Annotated in this window: 22 protein-coding genes; 12 read left to right on the forward strand and 10 right to left on the reverse strand. The window is 65.0% G+C overall.

Going from position 1 to position 22,038, the window contains the following annotated elements; genetic code table 11:
- Positions 1-474 precede the first annotated feature (474 nt).
- Positions 475-1,152, forward strand: a complete 678-nt coding sequence (locus tag AC2IR1_RS21135; RefSeq protein WP_486473952.1) for a TetR/AcrR family transcriptional regulator — start codon at positions 475-477, stop codon at positions 1,150-1,152.
- Positions 1,153-1,189: 37 nt separating this feature from the next.
- Here the strand turns inward: AC2IR1_RS21135 and AC2IR1_RS21140 are convergent, their stop codons facing one another.
- Together AC2IR1_RS21140 and AC2IR1_RS21145 are read right to left on the reverse strand one after the other, a co-directional pair.
- Entirely contained in the window at positions 1,190-1,750 is a 561-nt protein-coding gene (locus tag AC2IR1_RS21140) for a GNAT family N-acetyltransferase (protein WP_486476444.1), read from the reverse strand.
- Positions 1,751-2,002: 252 nt separating this feature from the next.
- Positions 2,003-3,007, reverse strand: coding sequence for a LysR family transcriptional regulator (locus tag AC2IR1_RS21145; protein WP_486473953.1), 1,005 nt, complete (start codon positions 3,005-3,007; stop codon positions 2,003-2,005).
- A 95-nt stretch (positions 3,008-3,102) separates the two neighbouring features.
- Between AC2IR1_RS21145 and AC2IR1_RS21150 the strand changes: the two genes are divergently transcribed.
- The 8 genes from AC2IR1_RS21150 (at position 3,103) to AC2IR1_RS21185 (ending at position 10,880) form a co-directional block, all read left to right on the forward strand.
- Complete coding sequence (locus tag AC2IR1_RS21150; RefSeq protein WP_486473954.1) at positions 3,103-3,969, forward strand: ABC transporter permease; 867 nt, start codon at positions 3,103-3,105, stop codon at positions 3,967-3,969.
- Entirely contained in the window at positions 3,969-4,751 is a 783-nt protein-coding gene (locus AC2IR1_RS21155; protein WP_486473955.1) for an ABC transporter permease, read from the forward strand. The genes AC2IR1_RS21150 and AC2IR1_RS21155 overlap by 1 nt, the downstream gene beginning before the upstream one ends.
- A 68-nt stretch (positions 4,752-4,819) precedes the next feature.
- Positions 4,820-5,956 (forward strand): extracellular solute-binding protein, encoded by a 1,137-nt coding sequence (locus tag AC2IR1_RS21160; protein WP_486476445.1) that lies wholly within the window; start codon positions 4,820-4,822, stop codon positions 5,954-5,956.
- 81 nt (positions 5,957-6,037) lie between these two features.
- The gene (locus AC2IR1_RS21165; RefSeq protein ID WP_486473956.1) at positions 6,038-7,117 is read left to right on the forward strand and encodes an ABC transporter ATP-binding protein; all 1,080 of its coding nucleotides are present in this window, start codon (positions 6,038-6,040) and stop codon (positions 7,115-7,117) included.
- Between the two features lies 1 nt (position 7,118).
- Positions 7,119-8,456 carry an aminotransferase family protein gene (locus tag AC2IR1_RS21170; protein WP_486473957.1) on the forward strand — a complete coding sequence of 446 codons (1,338 nt, stop codon included), beginning with the start codon at positions 7,119-7,121 and terminating at the stop codon, positions 8,454-8,456.
- Positions 8,456-9,382 carry a 3,5-dioxohexanoate:acetyl-CoA acetone transferase gene (gene kce / locus AC2IR1_RS21175; protein ID WP_486473958.1) on the forward strand — a complete coding sequence of 309 codons (927 nt, stop codon included), beginning with the start codon at positions 8,456-8,458 and terminating at the stop codon, positions 9,380-9,382. The genes AC2IR1_RS21170 and kce overlap by 1 nt, the downstream gene beginning before the upstream one ends.
- Positions 9,379-9,864, forward strand: a complete 486-nt coding sequence (locus AC2IR1_RS21180) for a GNAT family N-acetyltransferase (RefSeq protein WP_486473959.1) — start codon at positions 9,379-9,381, stop codon at positions 9,862-9,864. Before kce ends, AC2IR1_RS21180 begins: the two co-directional genes overlap by 4 nt.
- Positions 9,861-10,880 carry a histone deacetylase family protein gene (locus tag AC2IR1_RS21185; RefSeq protein WP_486473960.1) on the forward strand — a complete coding sequence of 340 codons (1,020 nt, stop codon included), beginning with the start codon at positions 9,861-9,863 and terminating at the stop codon, positions 10,878-10,880. Before AC2IR1_RS21180 ends, AC2IR1_RS21185 begins: the two co-directional genes overlap by 4 nt.
- A 12-nt stretch (positions 10,881-10,892) precedes the next feature.
- Here the strand turns inward: AC2IR1_RS21185 and AC2IR1_RS21190 are convergent, their stop codons facing one another.
- Together AC2IR1_RS21190 and AC2IR1_RS21195 are read right to left on the reverse strand one after the other, a co-directional pair.
- Positions 10,893-11,291 carry a GlcG/HbpS family heme-binding protein gene (locus AC2IR1_RS21190; protein ID WP_486473961.1) on the reverse strand — a complete coding sequence of 133 codons (399 nt, stop codon included), beginning with the start codon at positions 11,289-11,291 and terminating at the stop codon, positions 10,893-10,895.
- 19 nt (positions 11,292-11,310) lie between these two features.
- Positions 11,311-12,087, reverse strand: coding sequence for a sugar phosphate isomerase/epimerase family protein (locus AC2IR1_RS21195; RefSeq protein ID WP_486473962.1), 777 nt, complete (start codon positions 12,085-12,087; stop codon positions 11,311-11,313).
- Between the two features lie 142 nt (positions 12,088-12,229).
- Here AC2IR1_RS21195 and AC2IR1_RS21200 point away from each other — a divergent pair, with 142 nt between their 5' ends.
- Positions 12,230-12,916 (forward strand): GntR family transcriptional regulator, encoded by a 687-nt coding sequence (locus AC2IR1_RS21200; protein ID WP_486473963.1) that lies wholly within the window; start codon positions 12,230-12,232, stop codon positions 12,914-12,916.
- Between the two features lie 29 nt (positions 12,917-12,945).
- Here the strand turns inward: AC2IR1_RS21200 and AC2IR1_RS21205 are convergent, their stop codons facing one another.
- From AC2IR1_RS21205 to AC2IR1_RS21225, 5 genes are all read right to left on the reverse strand, one after another.
- Positions 12,946-13,392, reverse strand: a complete 447-nt coding sequence (locus AC2IR1_RS21205) for a type II 3-dehydroquinate dehydratase (protein ID WP_486473964.1) — start codon at positions 13,390-13,392, stop codon at positions 12,946-12,948.
- 6 nt (positions 13,393-13,398) lie between these two features.
- Positions 13,399-14,694, reverse strand: coding sequence for a TRAP transporter large permease (locus tag AC2IR1_RS21210; RefSeq protein WP_486473965.1), 1,296 nt, complete (start codon positions 14,692-14,694; stop codon positions 13,399-13,401).
- Positions 14,691-15,206, reverse strand: a complete 516-nt coding sequence (locus AC2IR1_RS21215) for a TRAP transporter small permease (protein WP_486473966.1) — start codon at positions 15,204-15,206, stop codon at positions 14,691-14,693. Before AC2IR1_RS21215 ends, AC2IR1_RS21210 begins: the two co-directional genes overlap by 4 nt.
- 61 nt (positions 15,207-15,267) lie before the next feature.
- Positions 15,268-16,251 carry a TRAP transporter substrate-binding protein DctP gene (gene dctP, locus AC2IR1_RS21220; protein WP_486473967.1) on the reverse strand — a complete coding sequence of 328 codons (984 nt, stop codon included), beginning with the start codon at positions 16,249-16,251 and terminating at the stop codon, positions 15,268-15,270.
- A gap of 199 nt (positions 16,252-16,450) precedes the next feature.
- Positions 16,451-17,230 carry an IclR family transcriptional regulator gene (locus AC2IR1_RS21225; RefSeq protein WP_486473968.1) on the reverse strand — a complete coding sequence of 260 codons (780 nt, stop codon included), beginning with the start codon at positions 17,228-17,230 and terminating at the stop codon, positions 16,451-16,453.
- A 278-nt stretch (positions 17,231-17,508) separates the two neighbouring features.
- Between AC2IR1_RS21225 and AC2IR1_RS21230 the strand changes: the two genes are divergently transcribed.
- Both AC2IR1_RS21230 and AC2IR1_RS21235 read left to right on the forward strand, forming a co-directional pair.
- The gene (locus tag AC2IR1_RS21230) at positions 17,509-18,462 is read left to right on the forward strand and encodes a ThuA domain-containing protein (protein ID WP_486473969.1); all 954 of its coding nucleotides are present in this window, start codon (positions 17,509-17,511) and stop codon (positions 18,460-18,462) included.
- 69 nt (positions 18,463-18,531) lie between these two features.
- Positions 18,532-20,919: a membrane-bound PQQ-dependent dehydrogenase, glucose/quinate/shikimate family gene (locus AC2IR1_RS21235; RefSeq protein WP_486473970.1), complete on the forward strand. Its 2,388-nt coding sequence runs from the start codon at positions 18,532-18,534 to the stop codon at positions 20,917-20,919.
- A 398-nt stretch (positions 20,920-21,317) separates the two neighbouring features.
- Here the strand turns inward: AC2IR1_RS21235 and AC2IR1_RS21240 are convergent, their stop codons facing one another.
- On the reverse strand, positions 21,318-22,037 hold the full coding sequence (locus tag AC2IR1_RS21240) for a GntR family transcriptional regulator (protein WP_486473971.1): 720 nt from the start codon (positions 22,035-22,037) through the stop codon (positions 21,318-21,320).
- Position 22,038: the final 1 nt, after the last annotated feature.

Below are 22,038 nucleotides of genomic sequence, written 5' to 3' on the forward strand. Positions count from 1 at the left end.
CGACTCGGGACTGCAAATCGCAGGCGACTCGCAGGCCGGCCCCCGGGGACGAGTCGGATCGGGTCCATTTTCGCCCCGATCGGCACGTCGGTATCGTGTCGGTATAACGTCGGTATAGCAGCGGTGCGTAATATGGGGTCTGGGACTAGTCCCTCCGGAGCTGCCCCAACATTTGTGCGAAGAGAGAGCAAGGGCCGGACACGAGCCCCCGCCCCCTCTCCGCGTTCCGCGAGTGCCCGGGCCGGATTTGGTCCTTCTCCCTTCCGCCCGGGTAAAAGGTGTACGCGCGTCGATGCGCGCCCCTACGCGGCGACGGGCAAGAGCAGGCCAACACAGCCACCGCGAATTTGCGGGACAGCCCCGCCATGCTATGCCTTCCGTAGCCGGCCCACGCAGACGGCCAATACAGAAGGGTAGAACCGGCGAGTACAGGCGACGGGCCCCGCAACAGACCGACCTGGAGCAAGAGGATTCATGTCAGCGGAAGACACCAAGGACAGCCCCCGCAAGGGAGAACCGCAGCGTCGCGCCACGCAGAAGCGGGCCATCGAGAGCCGGAAGAAGATCCTGGACGCCGCGGAACGCGTCTTTGCCGTGAACGGATATGAAGGGGCCACCATCCGCACCATCGCGGCAGAGGCGGGCGTGCCCGTGGGACTGGTGAACCACCATGGGGGCAGCAAGGGGGCGCTCTTTGCCCAGGTCGTCGCCCGGCGGGCCTCCGAACTGTCGGAGCTGCGTCGGCAGGTGCTGGACCAGGCGCGCAGCGCCGCGCCGCTCACCACGGAAAGCGTGCTGGACGCCTTCATCGCGCCCTACTTCGAAAGGGTGCGCAACGGCGGCCCGCAATGGCTGGCCTATGCCAGGCTGGTCGCCCATATCTCCGCCGATCGGAAGCTGAACGCCCTGGCCGCCGAACACTTCGATCCGACCGCCAGGGTCTTCATCGAAGAATTGCAGCGCATCTACCCGCAGGCCAGCGCAACGCAGATTGCCGCCTGCTTCCTCTACATGGTCTCCGCCATGCTGGGCCTGCTGACCTCCGGTTTCCGGATCGAGGCGTTGAGCGGGGCGGAAGGTGGTGGCGCCGAAGACCTTCTGTCCTTCTGCATCGCCGGTTTCGACACCAGACTTGGCGCCCGCAGGTCCTGACCCGGCAAGGTCATGAGCCCAAAAGAGTGTGCGCCTGTCAGGCCGCGGGGGCGAGGCGCGATGTCAGCACGTGGTCTTCCCACCTGCCGGCAATCATGAGGTAGTCGCGGGCCCGACCTTCTTCTTCGAAGCCCAGGCGGTGGAGCAGGCGCGCGCTGCGATCATTCGCGGGCATGTAGTTGGCCATGATCCGGTGCAGGCCATGGGTCGCGAAGACGTCTTCTACCAGTGCCGAAAGCAGTTCTGTCATCAGACCCTGCCCCTGGGCCGACGCGTCGATGGAGTATCCCAGCGAACAGGCCTGGAACACGCCGCGCACGACGTTGGTGAAATTGACGACCGACAGGATCTCCTCCTCTCCGGCGCGTCGCGCGACATAGCGATAGGCACGGGCCTGGGCGGTTTCTTCGAGCTGTTCGGCGATGCGGGCCTTCCAGGCCTCCGGCGCGTGAAAGCCTGCGGGGCGCAGCGGCTCCCACGGGGCGAGATGCGCCGCGTTGCGCTGGTAGTAGGCGCAAAGCCCGGGCGCGTCGCTTTCGGAAAGCGCGGTGATCAACGTGCGTTGCGTGGTCACGGATTGCGATGTCACAGGTTTCATTGTCACGGGTGGGTCCTTTCCGAATGGCCCGGCAGAATGCCCCGTGGCGCATCCTGCTCGCAAGCCCCCTTGCCGACAGGTCCTGCGTGACGGTGGCAAAGAACGTCAGCCCCGCTCCACCAGGTTGGTCACGTCGAAATCACTAGGATCTCACCGCCAAGAGCATTCGGGTGGACCTGCGCCGGCCGTGGAGCGACGAGAACGCCGGGCGGTTCGTCACGACGCAAGTGCGGCCTCAGGACAGTTCGCCGGTCACACCCCGCCAACAGAGGCCGCCGGTACGGGCCCGTCGTAGGTGCGCTGTTCGATCGGGGTCGCCTCGATCGCGGCGACAAGCCGGGACAGCAGGATCGACTCGGCCCGGTTCAGGATGGCCCGGGGGTTCCAGACCAGGTGGACGTCGATCGCCGGCAGATCCTCGTAGGGGGGCGTCTGCCACAGCAACCCGTCCGACACGTCGCGCGCGGCCACATGCACCGGCAGGGGACCGATCCCCAGCCCGGCGATGATCATCCGGCGGACTTCTTCCAGGTTCGAGGACACCCCGGTGATCTTCTCTCCCAGCAGCGAATGCGCGCGCATCAGCGTGACGGGTTTGAGCACATCCTGCAGGCGGTCGGTGTCGAAGCTGACCGTGCCCTGCCCCGCGAGATCGGCACGGGTCAGCCCCTTGCGACCGAAAAGCGGATGCCGGGGGCCACAGAAGAGGCCGAAGTATTCACGATAGAGCCGGCGATACTCAAGCTTGGCGCTGCGGTTGCGAACCAGGCAGATCCCGAAGGAGGCACGCTTGGCCATGACCTCCGCCAGCACATCGGAACTGGAAACGACATTGATCTGAAGGCTCGCCTCGGGGTGGTCGGCGTGGAAATCGGCCAGTGTCTGATCAAGAAGCGGGCAGGCGACATGAGAGGCCACGGCCATGGTCACATGTCCGCGCACGTCATCCGTCATCTCCCTCATGAGAGTGGAGAGCCGTAGGACGGAGCCGTTGATCTCTGACGCTTCGCGGTAGAGCAGCTCCCCCGCTTCGGTCAGGCAGAACTTGCCGGGCCCCCGTTCGATCAGCTTTCGACCGATGCGATCTTCCAGTCTTTTCAGGGCAGTAGAGACTGATGGCTGTTTCAGTCGAAGCCGCTCTGCCGCGTCGGTGATCGACCTGGATTCCGCCAGGACGACGAAGGTGCGCAGCAGGTTCCAGTCAAGCTCCCGCGCGACGCGCTCCGGCTCGTAGCGGCTTTTCGAAAGGTCCATCATTGGCAGGATCTATATCCAGAATTTTCATTATCTATTGGAATGATGGAAAGCAGATTTCCAAGGTCCCGTCAAAAGCAATGTACGGGAACGGATACATGTCGATCGAAGCCAGAGAGAGGCGCCAGCCGTGGATCTTGCTGTCCCCCGCGCTGACGGCGATCACCCTGCTGCTTCTGGTGCCGCTGCTGTTCATCCTGGTCTACAGCTTCTGGCTCAGGACCGCGACGGGGGCCGACCAGGCAGGGTTCTACCTGGACAACTGGCGCGAAGCGCTGAGCGATCCCTTCTACCGTGACATCCTGCTGTTCACCCTGAAGGTGGCGGCGATCACCACGGTGGTCTGTGCGGTGATGGGATATCCGGCGGCCTATTTCATCGCCCGGTCTCGGGGCAACAAGGCGATCCTGCTGCTGCTCCTGATGCTGCCGTTCTGGATCAGCTACATCATCCGCACGATGAGCTGGATCAACATCCTTGGGGTCTCCGGAGCGCTGAATACCTTCCTGCTCTGGACCGGGGTGATCTCCGAACCGCTGCAGATGCTTTACAACCAGTCGACGGTAATACTGGGCCTGGTCCATTTCCTGCTGCCCTTCATGATCCTGAACGTCTTCGTCAGCCTGGACGGCATCGACGTCACGCTGGAGGATGCGGCCAATTCCCTTGGCGCGACGCGCTGGCAGGCCTTCTGCCAGGTGACCCTGCCGCTGTCCCTGCCCGGCCTGGCCGCGGGGGGCCTGCTGTGTTTCGTGCTGGGGGCGGGCACATACATCACGCCGCTCGTGCTGGGCGGCCCGCGCGACGCGATGTTCGCCAACCTCGTCTACGAGGCCATCATCACGCAGCTGAACTGGCCGCTCGGCTCTGCCCTGTCGTTGATGCTGCTCGTGGTGCTGGGCGTGCTGGTGATGGTCTACAACCGCTACCTCGGGATGGCGCAACTGATGAAGGGACTGGGCTGATGGGCTGGATCCTGATCCGCGGCTACGCGCTGCTTGTCTATATATTCATGTTCCTGCCCGTGGCCGTCGTCGTGCTGCTGAGCTTCAACGCCTCGCAATTCGGCGCCTTCCCGATCACCGGCGTGTCGATGCGCTGGTTCGTGGAACTGGCCCACAACGACGCCATCCTGCGTGCCTTCCGCACCTCGGTCATCCTGGGCGGGCTGACGGCACTGATTTCCACCACGCTCGGCGTGCTGGCGAGCCTCGCGCTCGTCCGTTACCGGGTGCCGGGGGAGAACATGATCTCCACCCTGCTGATCGCGCCGATCCTGGTGCCGGAGGTCGTGCTGGCCGTCGCCTTGCTGCTGTTCCTGAACTTCCTGGGCGTGAACAAGAGCTTTGGCCTGCTGCTCTTCGGGCACGTCATCTTCACCCTGCCCTTCGTGGTGCTGGTGGTCCAGGCGCGCCTGGTCGCCATTCGCCGCGACGTGGAAGAGGCCGCGATGAGCCTTGGCGCCTCGCCGGTGCAGACCTTTTTCCAGATCACCCTGCCGCTGATGCTGCCGGCGGTCCTGGCCGGTGGGCTCTTCGCCTTCACGATGAGCTTCGACGACATCACCGGCACGCTGTTCTGGAAACCCGGCGGGGTGGAAACCGTACCGACGCAGATCTTCGCGATGCTGCGCAACTCCATCAGCCCGGAGATCAACGCCCTGGGCACCGTGATGATCGTCATGACGGTCGGCCTGCCCCTGCTGGGGGCCGCCATCGCCCGATCCCTTTCCAAGAAGAGCGGCTGAAGCCGCCATCGACAGACCTCGGCACCGGTATCCAACACCGGCCCAACACGGAGACAGATATGAAGAAGATAGACAACACCACCCGCTACGAACGCCTGCGGGAGCGCTACATGAACGGCGACCTGGATCGTCGTTCCTTCCTTGGCCTGATCGGTGCCGCCGGCGCCGCCTATGGCCTGGTCACCCCCTACCGCGCGCTGGCCGCCGATGTCAGCCAGGTGCGTTTCGACGGCTGGGGCGGGGTCGTCTCCGAAGCCTTCCGGCAGTATGCCTTCGATCCCTACACCGCCAAGACCGGTATCAAGGTTGTCGATGGCACCTTCGGCGGCGGCGACGAATACCTGAGCCGGGTCAAGGCCAGCCAGCCGGGCGAATACAACATCGCCCACCTGTCCGGTGTCTTCGACTACGCGCGCTACGCCGGGCTTGGCCTGACGAGCGAGCTGAACGAGGCGAACATTCCCAACCTGCAGTACGTCATCAAGAAGCTGGTCGATGTCTATCGCCCGATCACCGACGGCAAGATTTCCTGCGTGCCCTACGACTACGGCACCACCGGCATCGCCTATAATCGCAAGTACATCTCGGACGAGGAGATGCAGGAGAAGGGCGCCAAGATCCTGATCGACGAAGCCTACAAGGGCAAGATCTCGGGCTGGGGCGACTGGCGCACGCGGATCTGGTTCGGTGCCCTGCAGACCGGCCAGGATCCGAACGCCGCCGCGGACATGGATGCCGTCTGGGACGCGATCCGCACCCACCGGGACCTGTCGCTGAAATACTGGACCTCCGGCGCGGAACTGATGAGCCTGCTGGCAGAAGAGGAGATCTACGTGACCGAAGGCTGGTCCGGCCGGATCTACGCACTGCAGGAGCAGGGGCACGACATCGGCTACATGGATCCCCCCAACGGCTACGGCTGGCAGGAATGCCTGTTCGTGCTGAAGGATTCGCCCATGGAAGCCTGCGAGGAGCTGCTGAACTTCATGCTGGCGCCCGAAACCTCCATCGCGGTGGCCGAGGGGCAGAACTACCCGCCCGCACTGGACCCGCAAAAGGTCGACCTGGGCGAAAAGATCCCGACCCTGCCCGCCTTCGATCCCAGCGGCACGCTGTCCGGCCTGACCTTCGCCGATCCCGCCTACTGGAACGGCAACGAGGCGGAATGGTCCAAGACCTTCGGCCGCGTGCAGAAGGGCTACTGAGGCCAGACCCGGATCCGACCACCGGCGGGGGCGCAGGCCGCCCCCGCCATCCCCCTCCCCAAGCCTCAGGACAGACCGCCCATGAGCTCCGTCACCCTCCGAAACGTCGTGAAGCGTTTTCACAAGTTCACCGCGGTGCACCAGGTCAACCTGGAGATCCCCGACGGTGCCTTCGTCACCCTGCTGGGCCCTTCGGGCTGCGGCAAGACGACGAACCTGCGCATGATCGCGGGCCTGCTGGACCCGACAGAGGGGGAGATCCTGATCGGCGACAAGCAGGTCAACGACGTGCCGATCCACAAGCGGAACCTGGGCATCGTGTTCCAGAACTACGCGCTTTTCCCGCACAAGACCGTGGCCGAAAACGTGGCCTTTGGGCTGAAGTACCGGGATGTCCCCCGCGCCGAAATCGCGACCCGCGTGCAAAAGGCGCTGGATCTGGTACAGCTGCCCGACGTCGGCGATCGCTATCCCAAGGCGCTGTCGGGCGGACAGCAGCAGCGGATCGCCCTGGCCCGTGCCATCGTGATCGAACCGGATGTGCTGCTGCTGGACGAGCCTCTCTCTGCACTAGACGCCAACCTGAGGGAGGACATGCGGGTGGAGTTGAAGCGGATCCAGGAACAGATCGGCGTGACCACCGTCTTCGTGACCCACGACCAGTCGGAGGCCCTGGCCATGTCCGACAAGATCGTGGTGATGAGCGCCGGCCGGATCGAGCAGGTCGGCACCCCGTCCGAGGTCTACAACACCCCCGCCAGCGAATTCGTCGCACGGTTCCTCGGCGCCTCCAACATCCTGCCGGCGAAGGTGCTGACCAGTGGGGCGGAGGCCCTGCGCCTGGATGCAGAGCTGTTCGGCCAGGTGGCCGTTCCCGCCGCCAAGGCTATGGGCCTGCAGGATGCGGCGCGGGCCAAGCTGGTCCTGCGGGCCGAAAAGCTGCAGGTGCTGGCAAAGGATGCGGACGCCCCCGACATGGTCAGCGCCGAAGCGACCGTGGAAACGGTCGATTACCAGGGGCAGACCGTGCGCTACTTCGTCCGCCTGGGCGATACACAGCTGCAGGCGATCAACATGATCGACGAACGGCCCCATGCCCAGGGCGACCGCGTGAAGGTCGCCTTCCGGCCCAGAGATTGTGCGGCACTTCCGGAGACTTGAGATGAGCCATCTTTTCTATCAGAGCGGGGGCCGCAAGCCGGTCCTCGATCAGGCGCGTGGCGTCTACATGTGGGACACCGAGGGCAAGCGCTACCTCGACGGGTCCTCCGGGGCGATGGTCTGCAACATCGGGCATTCGAACGAACATGTCCTGGCCGCGATGCGGGCGCAGATGGAAAAATCCACCTTCGGCTACCGGCTGCATTTCGAAACAGAAGCCTCGGAGAAGCTGGCCGCCAGGCTGGTGGAGAAGATGCCCGAGGGGTTCGACAAGGTCTTCTTCGTGTCCGGCGGATCCGAAGCAACGGAAAGCGCGATGAAGCTGGCCAGGCAATATGCCGTCGCAACCGGGCAGGACAGCCGCTGGAAGGTGATTTCGCGCAGCCCTTCCTACCACGGCTGTACCCTGGGGGCGCTGGCGATCACCGGCTTCACCTCTCTCACGGCGCCCTTCGCCCCCATGATGCGCGAGATGCCGAAGATCCCCGCGCCCCGCGCCTACCTGGACGGACTGGATCCGGCCGATCCGGCCACCGGGCTGCACTACGCCGACATGCTGGCCGCGAAGATAGAGGAGGAGGGACCGGAGAGCGTCCTGGCCTTCATCGTGGAACCGGTCGGCGGGGCCTCCACCGGGGCGCTGGTGCCGCCTGCGGGCTACATGGCCCGCCTGCGCGAGATCTGCGACCACTACGGCGTTCTCCTGATCATGGACGAGGTGATGACGGGCGCCGGACGGACGGGCCGCTTCCTGGGCTGTGAACATTCGGGCACGCGGCCGGACATCATCGCGATGTCCAAGGGGTTCGGCGCCGGCTATGCGCCCCTGGGCGGGATCGTCGCCCCCGATGCCATCGTCGATCCGGTGCTGGCAAGCGGCGGCTTCGCGCATGGGTTCACCTATGCCGGCAACCCCCTGGCCTGCTCTGCCGGGCTGGCAGTGCTGGAAGAGATCGACGCCCATGGCCTCGTGGCCAATGCCGCCCGCATGGGCCGGTCCCTGAAAACGCGGCTGGAGCGCCTGATGCAACGGCACGAGATCATCGGTGATGTCCGCGGCGAAGGCCTGCTGCTCGCGTTCGAATTCATGTCTGACAGGGTCACCAAGGCGCCGCTGTCGCGTGGCCTGAACGCCTACCTGAGGTTCGTCCAGATCGCCTATGACAACGGGCTGATCGTCTATTCCCGCCGCACCCGCGACGGGCTGGAAGGCGATCACATCCTGGTCTGTCCCCCGCTGATCGTGACCGAGACGCAGCTGGACGAGATCGAGGACGGCCTGGAACTGTCCCTGCGCCAGTTCGAGGCGGAGCTGCCGAGCCAGGAAGGAGCCGCGTGATGTCGAAGGCGATCATTACCTGCGCCGTCACCGGGTCGATCCACACGCCGTCGATGTCGCCGCATCTGCCCGTCACGCCCAGCCAGATCACCGAACAGTCTGTCGATGCCGCAAAGGCGGGTGCCGCGATCCTTCACCTGCATGCCCGCGATCCGGAGACAGGCCGCCCCTCGGCCGACCCGGCGCATTTCGCGGCCTTCCTGCCCCGCATCCGGCAGGCCAGCGATGCGGTGCTGAACCTGTCGACCGGGGGCAGCGCGGTGATGACGCTGGAGGAACGGCTTGCCGCGCCCAAGGCGGTGGAGCCGGAGATGTGCTCTCTCAACATGGGGACGATGAACTTCGCGCTCTACCCGGCGGCGGAGCGGATCACCGAGTGGATCCACTCCTGGGAAAAACCCTTCCTCGAAGGGTCGGACGACCTTGTCTTCAAGAACACCCCGCGCGACATCGCCCGCATCCTGACCGAGCTGGGCCAGGATCGCGGGGCCCGTTTCGAGTTCGAATGCTACGACCTGAGCCATCTCTACATGCTGCGCCACTTCGTGGACCGGGGGCTGGTCGAGGGCCCGATCTTCATCCAGTTCGTCTTTGGCGTGCTGGGCGGCATGGGGCCCGATCCGGAAAACCTGGTGCACATGAAGCGGATCGCGGACAAGCTGTTCGGGTCCGACTACATGTTCTCCGTCCTGGCGGCGGGCCGTCACCAGATCCCGTTGACGACCATGGCCGCCACCATGGGCGGGCATGTGCGCGTCGGGTTGGAAGACAGCCTGATGATTGCCCGCGGGCAGCTGGCCCGCGACAATGCCGAACAGGTCCGCAAGATCCGCCGGATCCTGGAAGACCTGGGACGGGAGATCGCCACGCCCGCAGAGGCGCGGCAGATGCTTGGCCTGAAGGGGGCAGAGAGGACCGCGATATGACCGAGATCTCCTTCCGGCTGGCGGAGCGCGCCGATGCAGGCCGCCTCAATGCGGCGCTTGCCCGGTTGTCGGCCACCCTTGGCGACCCCCATCTTGCCAGTGAGGAGATGATCGCAGAGGCCGGATGGGGCCTGCACCCCGCCTTTCGCGCGATCCTGGCGGAACGGGCCGGGCAGGTCGTGGGGCTCGCCCTCTACTCCCCCTGCGTCTCGACCGCGCGGGGCGGGGCGATCGTCTATGTCTCGGACCTCTGGGTCGATGAGGCGATCCGGGGCGCCGGGTTGGGCCCGCGCCTTCTGGCCGAGGCGCTGCGCGATGCCGAAACGACCTGGGGCGCGCGCAAGCTGAAGCTGGTGGTCTACGATCACACGCCCCGCGCCCGCGCCTTCTACGACCGGATGGGATTTGCCGCCGCCACCGGACAGACGGAGATGCACCTGGATGCCGGGGCCTTTGCGGCACTGATGGAGCAAGACCGATGAAAGCCTTCCTTGATACCCGCCAGCGGGTGCATGATCCCAAGCACTTCATGGCCAACGGCACGTTGCTGCCCAATCCCGAAGTGCCCCTGCGGGTCGAGGTGCTGAAAGCCGCGGCGGAAGAGGCCGGGCTGTCCTTCGAGGCGCCCGCAGATGCCGGGCTGGGGCCGATCGCGGCGATCCATTCGGCCGAATACCTGACCTTCCTGCGCAATATCTACACCCGCTGGCAGCGCATCCCCGATGCCGGGCCCGAGGTCATCCCCAACATCCACCCTGCGAACCGCAGCGACGGCTACCCCAAGTCGGCCATCGGCCAGGCCGGGTTTCACCAGGCCGATACCGCCTGCCCGATTGCCGAAGGCACCTTCGACGCGGCCTACTGGTCCGCGCAGAGCGCGATCGCCGGTGCCGACAGCCTGCTGGCCGGGACCCGCGCGGCCTACGCCCTGTCGCGGCCGCCGGGGCATCATGCCTTTGCCGATCTGGCCGGCGGGTTCTGCTTCTTCAACAATTCCGGTATCGCGGCGGAACGGCTGCGCGCCGCGGGCCTGCGGCCAGCCATCATCGACGTGGACGTGCACCACGGCAACGGCACCCAGGGGATCTTCTATGATCGCGACGATGTCCTGACCGTCTCCATCCATGCGGATCCCGCGCGGTTCTACCCCTTCTTCTGGGGTCATGCGCAGGAACGCGGTGCCGGGCGCGGCCTGGGCTGCAACCTGAACCTGCCGCTGGCCCGGGGCACGGAAGACGCGGCCTATCTGGCGACGCTCGCAACCGCACTGGACCGGGCGCACGACTTCGGCGCCGATGTCCTGGTCATCGCCCTGGGCCTGGATGCCTCCATCGACGATCCCTTCCAGGGGCTCGCTGTCACGCAGGACGGTTTCGCCCGCATCGGTGCCGCAATCGCGGCGACCGGCCTGCCCACGCTTTTCGTGCAGGAAGGCGGCTACATCAGCGACACCCTGGGCGCCAACCTGACCCGCGTCCTGGGTGGCTTCCTGGGGTAACCTCCGGCCGGGTCAGCGCAGGGTGAAATCCCGCGTGACCCGCTCCGCCAGCCGTGTCTCGACCTCTTCGACCGCGCCGCTCATCCCCAGGGCGCCGGCCAGGACGCCGTCGCGGTAAAGGGGGATCCCGCCCCCAAGCGGCATGACATCGGGCAGCATGTGCACGGGCCGCCCCGCGCGGTAGCTTTCAGCAAAGGCACTTGTGGGGCGGTTGTAGAGCACGGCGGTGCGGGCCTTCGCCTCTGCCGCGCGGATCCCGCCGGCAATGGCATCATCCATCCGCGCCAGCAGCACGAGGTGCCCCCCCGGATCGGTTATGGCCGCAATCACGCGAAGGCCGTCTTCGCGGGCGGCGGCATGGCACCGCGCCGCAAGATCGCGCGCTTCTTCAAGGGTAATCGGTCGTGTCATCGGTTTTCCTTTCCTCGTCTCACGAGATCCGCGCGGTCTGCCGATGGGCGGCCAGGAACCGTTCGGCGCGGTCATGTGCCATCCGCGCCCAGGCCCGGGTACCGACCCTTGCGATACCGGCATCATTGGGGATCTCGACACTGACGGGCACCCCCGGCGGGAGCGCCTGCAACATGCCCGCGAGGTCGATCACCCCATCCCCGGGCAAGAGCCTTTCATGCCGGGCAACGCGATGCAGACCGGCGACGGAGGGATCCTCCAGCGCGGCCGCATCACACAGCTGAAAGTAGCTGATGAGGGCCGGATCCAGCTCTGCAAAGGCAGCCGCGCCGAGGCCGGAACGGTCGTGGTGCAGCGCATCGAGGATGACGCGCCCGCAACCTGCGCGCCGGATCATGCGCAGGGCATCCGGCAGGGAATGCAGTGCCGACTGCGGCATGTATTCCAGCGCCGCATCAATGCCCCTCGCCCCGGCCTCGGCCACCAGCCGGGCATAGGCATCCGCCGCGCGGGACCCATCCGGATCATCGACCACGACCAGCAGCCTGCCCGCCTGAAGCGCTGCGGCACCGTCAAGCATCGGCAGGACGCGACTGACGTCGAACCCGGCGTGAATGCGCACCATCTCGACGTCGAAGACCGAAAGCCCGCTCGCGGCCAGAGCATGCTGCGCCGCCTTCAGCGCCCCCGGCGCGGAGAGGTCATGGAAGGCCCCACCGGGAAAGGCAGGCGCCAGGCGCAGGCCGAGCGCATCGAACCCCGCTTCCGCCGCGATCTCGGCGGCCCCCTCAATCATATGATGATCTATAGTCAAATACGATTGTGACAATTTCATATGATTTTCCGATCTGAATCATATATCATTGGAGCTGTCCCGGCCCGGACAGCTCCGGCGAGGAGACCTCCGGAACGGGCCGCCGTGCAGAAGGAAACAGGGTATGAGTGGCAAGACGTTCTTCACCGACAAGGATGGCGACAGCATCGCGGACAAGGTGCTGCGCCGGATCAGGTTCGATATCATCACCAACACCCTCAAACCCGGCGACCGCCTGCGCCTGGAGCGGCTGCGCGAAACCTATGGCGCCAGTGTCAGCACCCTGCGGGAGATCCTCAACCGGCTGGTGGCGGAGTATTTCGTGGTGGCGGAGGGCAACCGTGGCTTCGGCGTGGCCCCTGTCAGCGAACGGGACCTGCGCGATATCTGCGCCATGCGCCTGCTGCTGGAATGCCACGCCCTGCGCCGGTCGATCGAGGTCGGCTCTCTGGACTGGGAAGCTCAGGTCGTTTCCTGCCACCACAAGCTGCACACGGTTGAAAACCAGCTGATCGGCGGCGACGAAAGCCAGGTGATGAAATGGGTCCAGTACGACTGGGATTTCCATCATGCCACCGTGATGGCCTGCGACATGCCGGTTCTCAGCGCGACCCATTCCAACATCTTCGACCGTTTCATGCGCTACCATCTGCATGTTCTGGATTTCCGTGGGCGCCCCGCCGCGGAAGAGCATGAGCGCCTGCGTGATCTGGTTGTCGGACGGGATGCCGATGGCGCGGTGGAACTGCTGACCTCTCATGTCATGGCCGGGATGGAGCACATCATCGCAAGCGGCAGGATCCCGGCCTGAGGCATCATGAGGGGACCTGAGAGAGCGGATCAGGCCGCCGCCTTCTCGGCCGCCATGTCCAGCAACAGCTTCACCGCGTAGCCGTAGCCCCGGGTGCCCGTCCCCGCCATGACCGCCGTCGCCACGCCGGAGACGAGGGAGTTGTGATACATCTTCTCCCGCCGATGGACGTTGGTGATGTGAAACTCGATCAGGGGATGCGGGTACATTTTCAGCGCGTCCATGATCGCCATGGAATAGAAGGTGAAGGCCGCCGGGTTGATCAGCAGGGCGCAGGATCCGTCGATCGCCTCGTGGATCCAGTCGATCATCTGCTCTTCCGAATTGGTCTGGCGGAACACCAGGCCTGCGGGGCCTGCGGCCTGGGTGCAGATCTCCTCCACCTCCGACAGGGTGACATGGCCGTAGATGTGCGGCTCTCGCTTGCCCAGGCGGTTGAGGTTCGGGCCATTCAGGACATAGACGGGTTTGGTCATGTTTTGTTATCCTTGGTAACCAAAGAGACGCGGCAGCCAGAGAGAGAGATCCGGGACCAGCGTGATGAGGAGGAGCGCGACGAGCAGCGCGCAGAGGAACGGCAGGATCTCCTTGATGATCTGGCTGAGGGAGCTGCCGGAGATGGTCGTCATGACGAAGAGCAGCAGGCCGTAGGGCGGCGTGATCAGGCCGAGCATGATGTTCACGACGCAGACGATGCCGAAGTGCACAAGGTCGATGCCCAGGGCATTGGCCGTGGGAATGAAGACCGGCACGATCACCAGAAGGATCGTGGTCCCTTCCAGCAGGCAGCCCAGCACCAGCAGGATCGCGTTGACGATCAGCAGGAAGACTACCGGAGAAAGGTCGAACCCGCCCAGCCAGGCGCTCAGCGCGGCGGGGATGTTTTCGACCGTGACGACGTAGTTGAAGACCAGAGCACCGGCGATCAGCATGCCGATGGATGCCGTGGTGCGGGCGCTGGCCAGTACCGAGTTGTAGGCCGAGCGCAGCGTCACGCTGCGATAGAGCAGTGCAGAGACCACCAGCGCGTAGAGCGCGGCCACGGCGGCGGCTTCGGTCGGGGTGGTGGCCCCGCCATAGATCCCGCCCAGCAGGACCACCGGCATCATCAGCGCGGGGATCGCGTCGAAGGTGATCTTCGGCAGCTTGCGCAGCGGCACCGGTTCTTCTACCGGGAAATTCCGGCGGCGGGCATTGACCATGATGATCGCTACCTGCACCAGCCCCATCAGGAGCCCCGGCACCACACCCGCCAGGAAGAGATACCCGATGGAGGCATCCGACACGAGCGCGTAGATCACCATCGGGATCGAGGGCGGAATGATCGGCCCGATGACCGCGGTCGACGCGGTCAGCGCCGCGGCGAAGGCAGGCGGGTACTTTCCGCCTTCCGTCATCATCTTCTGCATCATCTTGCCGGAGCCCGCCGCATCGGCGATGGCCGACCCGGACATGCCCGCGAAGATGATCGACTGCGCCACGTTCACCAGCGCCAGACCACCGGGGAAACGCCCGATGAAGGCATTGCAGAAGGCCAGAAGGCGCAATGTCATGTTGCCGGAATTCATCAGCTCTGCCGCCAGGATGAACAGCGGCACCGCCAGCAGGATATAGCTGGAGAACATGCCGTTCAGCAGCTGCTCGGCCGCGGTGCCCATGTCCTGCCCGCTCATCAGCAGGTAGAGAACGGAAGAGGCGATCATCGCATGGCCCACCGGCAGGCCAAGCAGGGCCAGCAGCACGATGGACAGGATGGAGGCGGTAAACGGATCTATCATTGCTCCCCCTCCGCGCCGGCGGATCGGGTGCCGTCCGTATCTCCGCCCGTGATGGCGGCCCACAGCAGCCACGCATAGCGCGCCAGCGTCGCCACCGCGAAGACGATGTAGATCGAGTAGACCCAGTCGTAGCGCAGATCGAGATAGGAGGTGTCCTGGATCTTCATGAAGGTCACGAAATCCCAGGCGGCCGGCAGGGAGTAGCCGTAGAGGAACAGCAGCGCCAGGCAGGCCAGGATCGTCATGACCCTGCGCACCCGGTTGCCGACCATGGAGATCAGGAAATCGAAGCGGATTTCCTCGCGTTCGGTCAGTACGAAGGACGCCCCCCAAAGCACGAGCCAGAGCCACATGATGATGGTCAGCTCGGATGCGCCGCCGATGGGCAGGTTGAGCAGGTAGCGGAAGGCCACCTGCACGATGAAGGCTACGAACATCACCGTCAGCATGAGCACGGCGATGTTTTCGGCCCTGCGCCGCAGCCAGGACCCGAACACGGTCAGTCGTTGCAAGATTTTCACCTTTCAGCTGCCGCACCCCGACCGGGATGCGGCAGTGGTTGGGGTCAGCAGGTCAGAGGCTGTTGATGCGGTCGAGCATCCCTTCGGGCCAGTCCTCGGACAGGTCCGAGTCCAGGTACATCTGCTGGGCATAGCTGCGGAAGGCATCCAGATCGGGCGTGTACATCTTCACCCCCTGGTCCTTGAAGAAGGAGGCGAGCTCCTCCTCCCGTGCGAGGTGCTGATCGGCAGACCAGGCCATCGCCTCGTCCGCGGCCGCCTGGAAGGTCTCACGCTGTTCGTCGGTGAAGCCGTCCCAGACTTTCTTGGACACGACCAGCAGGTCGTAGCCGACCAAGTGCGACGTCAGGACGATCTGGTCCAGCACCTCGTAGAACTTCATGTTCTCGACGTTGGGCAGGGGATTGTCCTGGCCGTCGATCGCGCCTGTCTGCAGGCCGGTGTAGACCTCTGCATAGGCCATGGGCGTCGGGTTCGCGCCAAGCGCCTTGCCCAGGAACTGCCAGGCGTCACCACCGGGCATGCGCAACTTCACGCCCTTCATATCCTCGGGCGTGTTGATTTCCTTGTCGATCCGCAGACCGACCTGGCGCGTGCCGAAATAGGTCGGCCCCAGGATGTGAATGCCCAGACGTTCCTCTGCCAGGGCGACCATTTCGGCGCCCGCGTCGCTGGCGAAAAAGGCCTTCAGGTGCTCCACGTCCCGGAACAGGTAGGCCGACGTCAGGATCGAGAATTCCTTGATCTGGGTAGCGATGTCCTGGGGCGCGATATTGCCCATCTCCAGGTTGCCACGCTGGATCGCGATGATCTCCGTCGTCTGCTTGAACAGGTTGCCGCCGTAAAACAGCTCCAGCTCGGCGAAATCGGAAACCGAGGCGGCCAGCTTCTTCATCATCTCGGCGCGGATGTCCTGCTCCGAGAAGACGGCGGAGAAGCGCAGCTTCTTGGCGTCCTGCGCGAAAGCCGGCACGCCGGATCCGATCGTCAGGCCGGCCGCTGCCATGCCCCCCAGAAATACCCTGCGGTTTGTCATGAATTCCTCCCATGTATGCGACATACGATTTCAAAATCATATGATGATTTTCACATCCTAAGGCGAAAATTCGAAACACGTAAAGGGGGGAATCCGCGCCGCGCGCCGGATTCCGCACAACACAGCGTGAAGGGCAGCGTGAAGATCACCACGCCGCAGCAGAAAAGTTCCAATTTTTTCAGATCGTTGACAGGCCCGCCTATCGCCCGAAGTAGCCCGAACCGATACTGAGCCCCGCGATCTCCCGCGCGGCGGCCTGCAGATCCGGGCCGAGTCGCATCATCTTGTCCTCGGTCAGCCGGAAACTCGGGCCGGCGATGGTCACCACGCCCAGCACCTGATTGTCCGACGGTCGAAGCACCGCCGCCCCCATCGAGCTCATGTTGGGGGCGAACTGCTCCCGGATCATGCTGTAGCCCGTTTCACGCACCTGCTTCAGGCAGGCCAGCAAATCCAGCGCGGTGGTGACAGCCTTCGGGCCGAAGTCCTCCGGTTTGCCGAAACCCTGGCGAAAGACGATCTCCAACGCGTCCTGTTCCGGAAGGCAGGCCAGCCAGGCTTGGCCTGCGGCGCTGCACGACAGTTGCACGTTCAGCCCCATGTCCGGATCATAGCGCAGGCTGCTGGTGGCGCCCTGGGCGCGGGCCACGAAGATCAGGCTGTCATTGTCCGCCACCGCGAGCCGCACCAGTTCGCCGCTGCGCGCGGCAAGCCCGTCCAGCGCCGGCTGCGCCACGTCCGAGATCCCCGCGCGGCTGAGGTATCCAAGGCCCATCGAAGTGAGCTTCATCGTCAGGAAGTAGGGCCCCTGGGCGATCTTCTGTTGCACATAGCCGGCAGAGACGAGCTCCGACAGGGCGCGATGAGTGGCGCTCACCGGCAGCGAAAGCGCCTCGGCCATATGGCTCATCATCACGCCTTCGGGGTGTTCCAGCAGGTGGTCGAGCACCGCGAAGGCACGTTGAACGGATCCGGTCATCTGCAGTCCCCTCCCCCGGCCGGGATGCCCCGCGCCCGGTCGGCGCAGTGAAAAATCGGCCCAGTTTCCATTTTGGAAAGATTATCCAAAAGTGTAGCACCCGAATAGATCCAATCGATTCCGCGGCCGTGCAGGGAGAATTGGAGCGCTGTTAAACCGTTTCCTTTCAGATAGTTGACCGCGCCAGAGAACACGCCGCCCATCGACAAAGGCATGCGACACCCGTCGCGACATCGGCCCACCTGCCCCAAGCGGCGGGCCATCAAGGAGGAAACGACATGACATTCCACTCCCCGGTTCCCGCGCCCCTGGCCCGGCCCCGATCCCTGCGGAACGCACTGCGACAGACCGCGCGCACCCTGGGCCTCGGCCTGGTGGCGACCCTGGCGCTTGCCCCGCTTGCAAGCACCCCTGCAGGGGCCCAGACCAGCACGACCACGCTCGACCGCTACGGCTTCTGCGGCAGCATCGACGACAGCTGCTACCACGCCTGGTACGACCGCAGCACTGGCGAGGAGGCCCCGCTGAAGGCGCTGATCTTCTACTACGTGGCCCCCGGCGTGAACCCGCATGAGAATCGCGAAGCCGGCGTTGCCGCCCTGACCACCCTGCTGGAGGGAGACGGCTACGAGGTCACCGCGACCGAGGATCCCGCCGACATGGAAAGCGGCTTTGCCCTGCGCCCCTACGACGCGATCATCTTCTTCAACACCGGGCGCGACGCGCTTTCCAGCCTCGGCCAGATGGCGCTGCGGATCTATGTCGAAGGCGGCGGCGGTTTCGTTGGCATTCACAACGCCTTCGGTACCAACTTCAACTGGCGCTGGTACGAAGGCCTGCTGGGCGCCCAGCTTTACGATCACGGGCCGCGACAGGCGGCAACGCTTCAGGTCACCTCCGCCGATCCCTCCGTCGCCGCCATGCCGGATGGCAAGAGCTTTGACGGCGAGGAGTACTACAACCTCTATCCCGATCCGCGCGACCTCTCGGACATCCGGGTGCTGATGACCGTGGACGAAAGCACGATGCAGGAGGGCACACGCGGCTACTACGGCCATCCCGGCATGGGCGAGGGGCACCCGATCACCTGGTGCCACTATTACGACGGCGGCCGCGCCTGGCTGACAACCCTTGGCCACACCAAGGAAATCTTCGACGATCCGGATTTCCTCCAGATGCTTCTGGGCGGCGTGAACTCTGTCGCCGGCCGACAACCCTTCTGCCAGGAATGACGCATGCCGCCGGCCGGGTCATTCCGGCCGGCACGGCGATGCGTCCCTGCATCTGCACAGGACAGCACAATGACATTTCCCGAAAAACCGCAACTCCGGGCACCGGGCAGGATCACCCTGTACATTCTCGGTGCACTCTTCGTTCTGGGCGGGCTCTGGCCGCTGATCGGGGGGATCTACCTGATCTCCCTCGGCGGCAGCTGGTTCTACGCCCTCGCCGGCCTGGCTGTCATCGCCACCGGCCTGCTGATCATCCGGCGCCACAGCGCCGCGACCGCTCTCTATTTCGCCACCCTCCTCTGCGCCGTGATCTGGGCGGTTTGGGAAAGCGGGATGGAGTTCTGGCCCCTCTTCTCCCGCCTGTTCGTCTTCGGCGTGGCCGGGGTGATCGTGGCCCTGCTGCACCCGATGCTGCGCCGGGCCGAGGGCAAGACCGTCCGCCCGATGGGGGCATGGCTGACGGCGCTCGTCCTGGCGCTGTGCTGTGCGGGCGCCTTCGCGGGCATGTTCGTGCCGCACCGCATCGCCCCGACCGAAAGCCTTGCCGCGATCACCCCTGTGGCCCCCGAGGCGGAGCAGTCCGACTGGACCAGCTACGGCAACACGCCGGAGGGCACCCGTTTCGTCGCGCTGGATGACATCACCCCCGGGAACGTCGATCAGTTGCAGGTGGCCTGGACCTACCGGACCGGCGATATCGCCAAGTCCGAAGACGGCGCCGAAGATCAGCTGACCCCGCTTCAGGTGGGCAACACGCTCTACGTCTGCACGCCGTACAACAACGTGATCGCGCTCAATGCCTCCACCGGGGAAGAGCTGTGGAAGGTCAACGTCGGCAATACCAAGCGCGGCTGGATCCGCTGCCGGGGCATGGGCTATCACGCCGATCCGGCACCGGCCGCAGACACCGGCGGCAGCGATGACAGCCAAGCAGCGCAGCCCCCCGCGCAATGCCCGACCCGCGTCCTGATCTCCACCACCGATGCGCGCCTTGTCGCCATCGACGGAGAAACCGGTGCCTTCTGCGGCGACTTCGGCGAGAACGGCAAGGTCGACCTGACCGTCGGTATGGGCACCCCGCGCTTCTACGGCCTGACCTCCGCCCCGCAGGTGGCCGGAGACAAGGTGATCGTCGGCGGACAGATCGCCGATAACGTCGGCGTCGATGTCCCCAGTGGTGTCGTGCGGGCCTTCGACGTCCATACCGGTGCGCTGATCTGGGCCTGGGACCTCGGCCGTCCGAACCGCACCGGCCTGCCGGAGGGGGAGGAGACCTACACGCGTGGCACCCCCAACGTCTGGGCCCCGATGTCCTACGATCCGCAGCTGGACATGGTCTATCTACCCGTGGGTAACCCCGCGCCCGACCTCTTCGGCGGCTACCGGGACGAGGCGAACGAGACCTTCGGGTCTTCCCTCGTGGCGCTGGACGCCAGCACGGGCGCCCTGCGCTGGCACTACCAGACCGTTCACCATGACCTGTGGGACTTCGACGTGCCGGCGCAACCCACCCTGCTGGACCTTCCCGATGCTTCGGGCACCATGGTGCCTGCGCTGGTACAGGTCACGAAGGCCGGCCAGATCTTCGTGCTGAACCGAGAGACCGGGGAACCGATCAGGGAGGTCCGGGAAGTGCCCGTCCCCGCCGGCACGGTGGAGGGAGAGACCTACTCCGCGACGCAGCCTGTTTCCGTCGGCATGCCGCAGATCGGGTCGCAGACCCTGACGCCTGCGGACATGTGGGGCGCCACGATCTTCGATCAGCTGGCCTGCCGGATCTTCTTCCAGAAGATGCGCTACACCGGGCTTTTCACCCCGCCGGGCGAGGACCTCTCCCTCAGCTTCCCCGGTTCGCTGGGGGGGATGAACTGGGGCGGCGTTTCCGTCGATCCGGTGCGGGACATTGCCTTCGTCAACGACATGCGCCTGGGCCTCTGGGTGCAGATGTACCGCAGAGACAGCGGACCCGCAGGCGAAATGGATGGCGAAATGGGCGTCGTGCAGATGCGCGGCACGCCCTACATCGCGCAGAAGAACCGGTTCTATTCCGCCTTGCAGATCCCCTGCCAGGAACCGCCCTTCGGCACCATGAACGCGGTGGATCTCAACAGCGGCAAGCTGATCTGGCAGGCCCCGGCGGGCACGGTGCAGGATACCGGGCCGCTCGGTATCAAGATGGGCATGCCGATTCCCATCGGGATGCCCACGATCGGCGGGTCGCTTGCGACGCAATCCGGGTTGGTCTTCTTTGCCGCGACCCAGGACTACTACCTGCGCGCCTTTGACGCCGACAGCGGCAAGGTTGCCTGGAAGGCCCGTTTGCCGGTCGGTAGCCAGGGCACGCCGATCAGCTACCGGGCACCGGAAACGGGCAAGCAATACGTGGTGATCTCCGCCGGAGGTGCGCGGCAATCCCCGGATCGGGGCGACTACGTGATCGCCTACAGCCTGCCCTGATCCGTCCCGGCCACCCTGGACCCAACGAAAGGCCGCCCCCGGGCGGCCTTTTGCAATCCACGCAGATGACACGGCGAGCAGGGCCCGGACGGTTGCCGATGTGTCTTGTTCAGAAGGGGGATTTTCGAGACGCCCGAGAGGCTGCGCAGGTCCCTGATGTGCTTGGCAGGCGTGAGAGGTTTCAAACCTCTGCGCCTGCCTCCCGAAGACAGGCCGGGAACAGCAGGTTTGCCTTGCGGCTCCGTTGCACCATCAGGACAGAACGGCCGGGCAACTATGACACACCACTACGGCGAAACACACCGATCGTGGCCCCCGTTGATCGCGCTACCCGCGTTCCCGGGAAGACTGTTCGTGAAGCCCGTGATGGTCAGAAATGAAATCCCAAGGGGTGTCGCTCACCCGTCTTCATCCCGCACCAGGTCCGGATATTTTTGCGCGATGGTGCGGGAGACGATCTCGATATCTCCCAGGTGCTGTTGCATCAAAACCTTCGCGCCCTCAGCGTCACCGCGGCGCAGGGCGTCTCTCAGCGCCGCGTGTTCCTCTTCCACTTCAGCGGGAAGCCCGCTCCGCTCGTAGGACAACCGCCGGACCCGGTCGAGTTGCCCGGTGCTACGGTGCACAATGTCCCATACATCCGGAAACCCCGCGACGGTTGCGATCAGCCGGTGAAACGCGCTGTCCAACATCAAGGCCTGGTCGTTGTCCCCGGTCTCATGCGCCTCCTTCATCAGCCACGCCAGGAAATCGAAGGCGCGGTCATTGGAGGCCGAGTAGTGCCGGGCGGCATATGGCAGCACGCTCAACTCCAGCGCCGTTCGGACAAGCAAACCCTGTGTCACGCTGTGCAGCGAAATCTTGTTCACGAAGGTGCCATCGCTGGGAATGATGACGATCAATCCCTCGCGGCTCAGGCGCTGGACCGCCTCTCGCACCGGGGTGCGCGAGATCGAAAGCCCCTCCCCGATGTCCCGCTCATTGACCGCCGCACCAGGGGGCATCTGAAGGGAGATGATGGCGTTCCGGATATGATCATAGGCCCGATCAGACTTTGATCGAGGCCGATCCCGAGACCCGAACACCGTCTCCAGCCAATGCTCAGATGAATCGTGCAAG

The sequence above is a fragment of the Pseudooceanicola sp. NS-SX8 genome, from assembly GCF_057380755.1.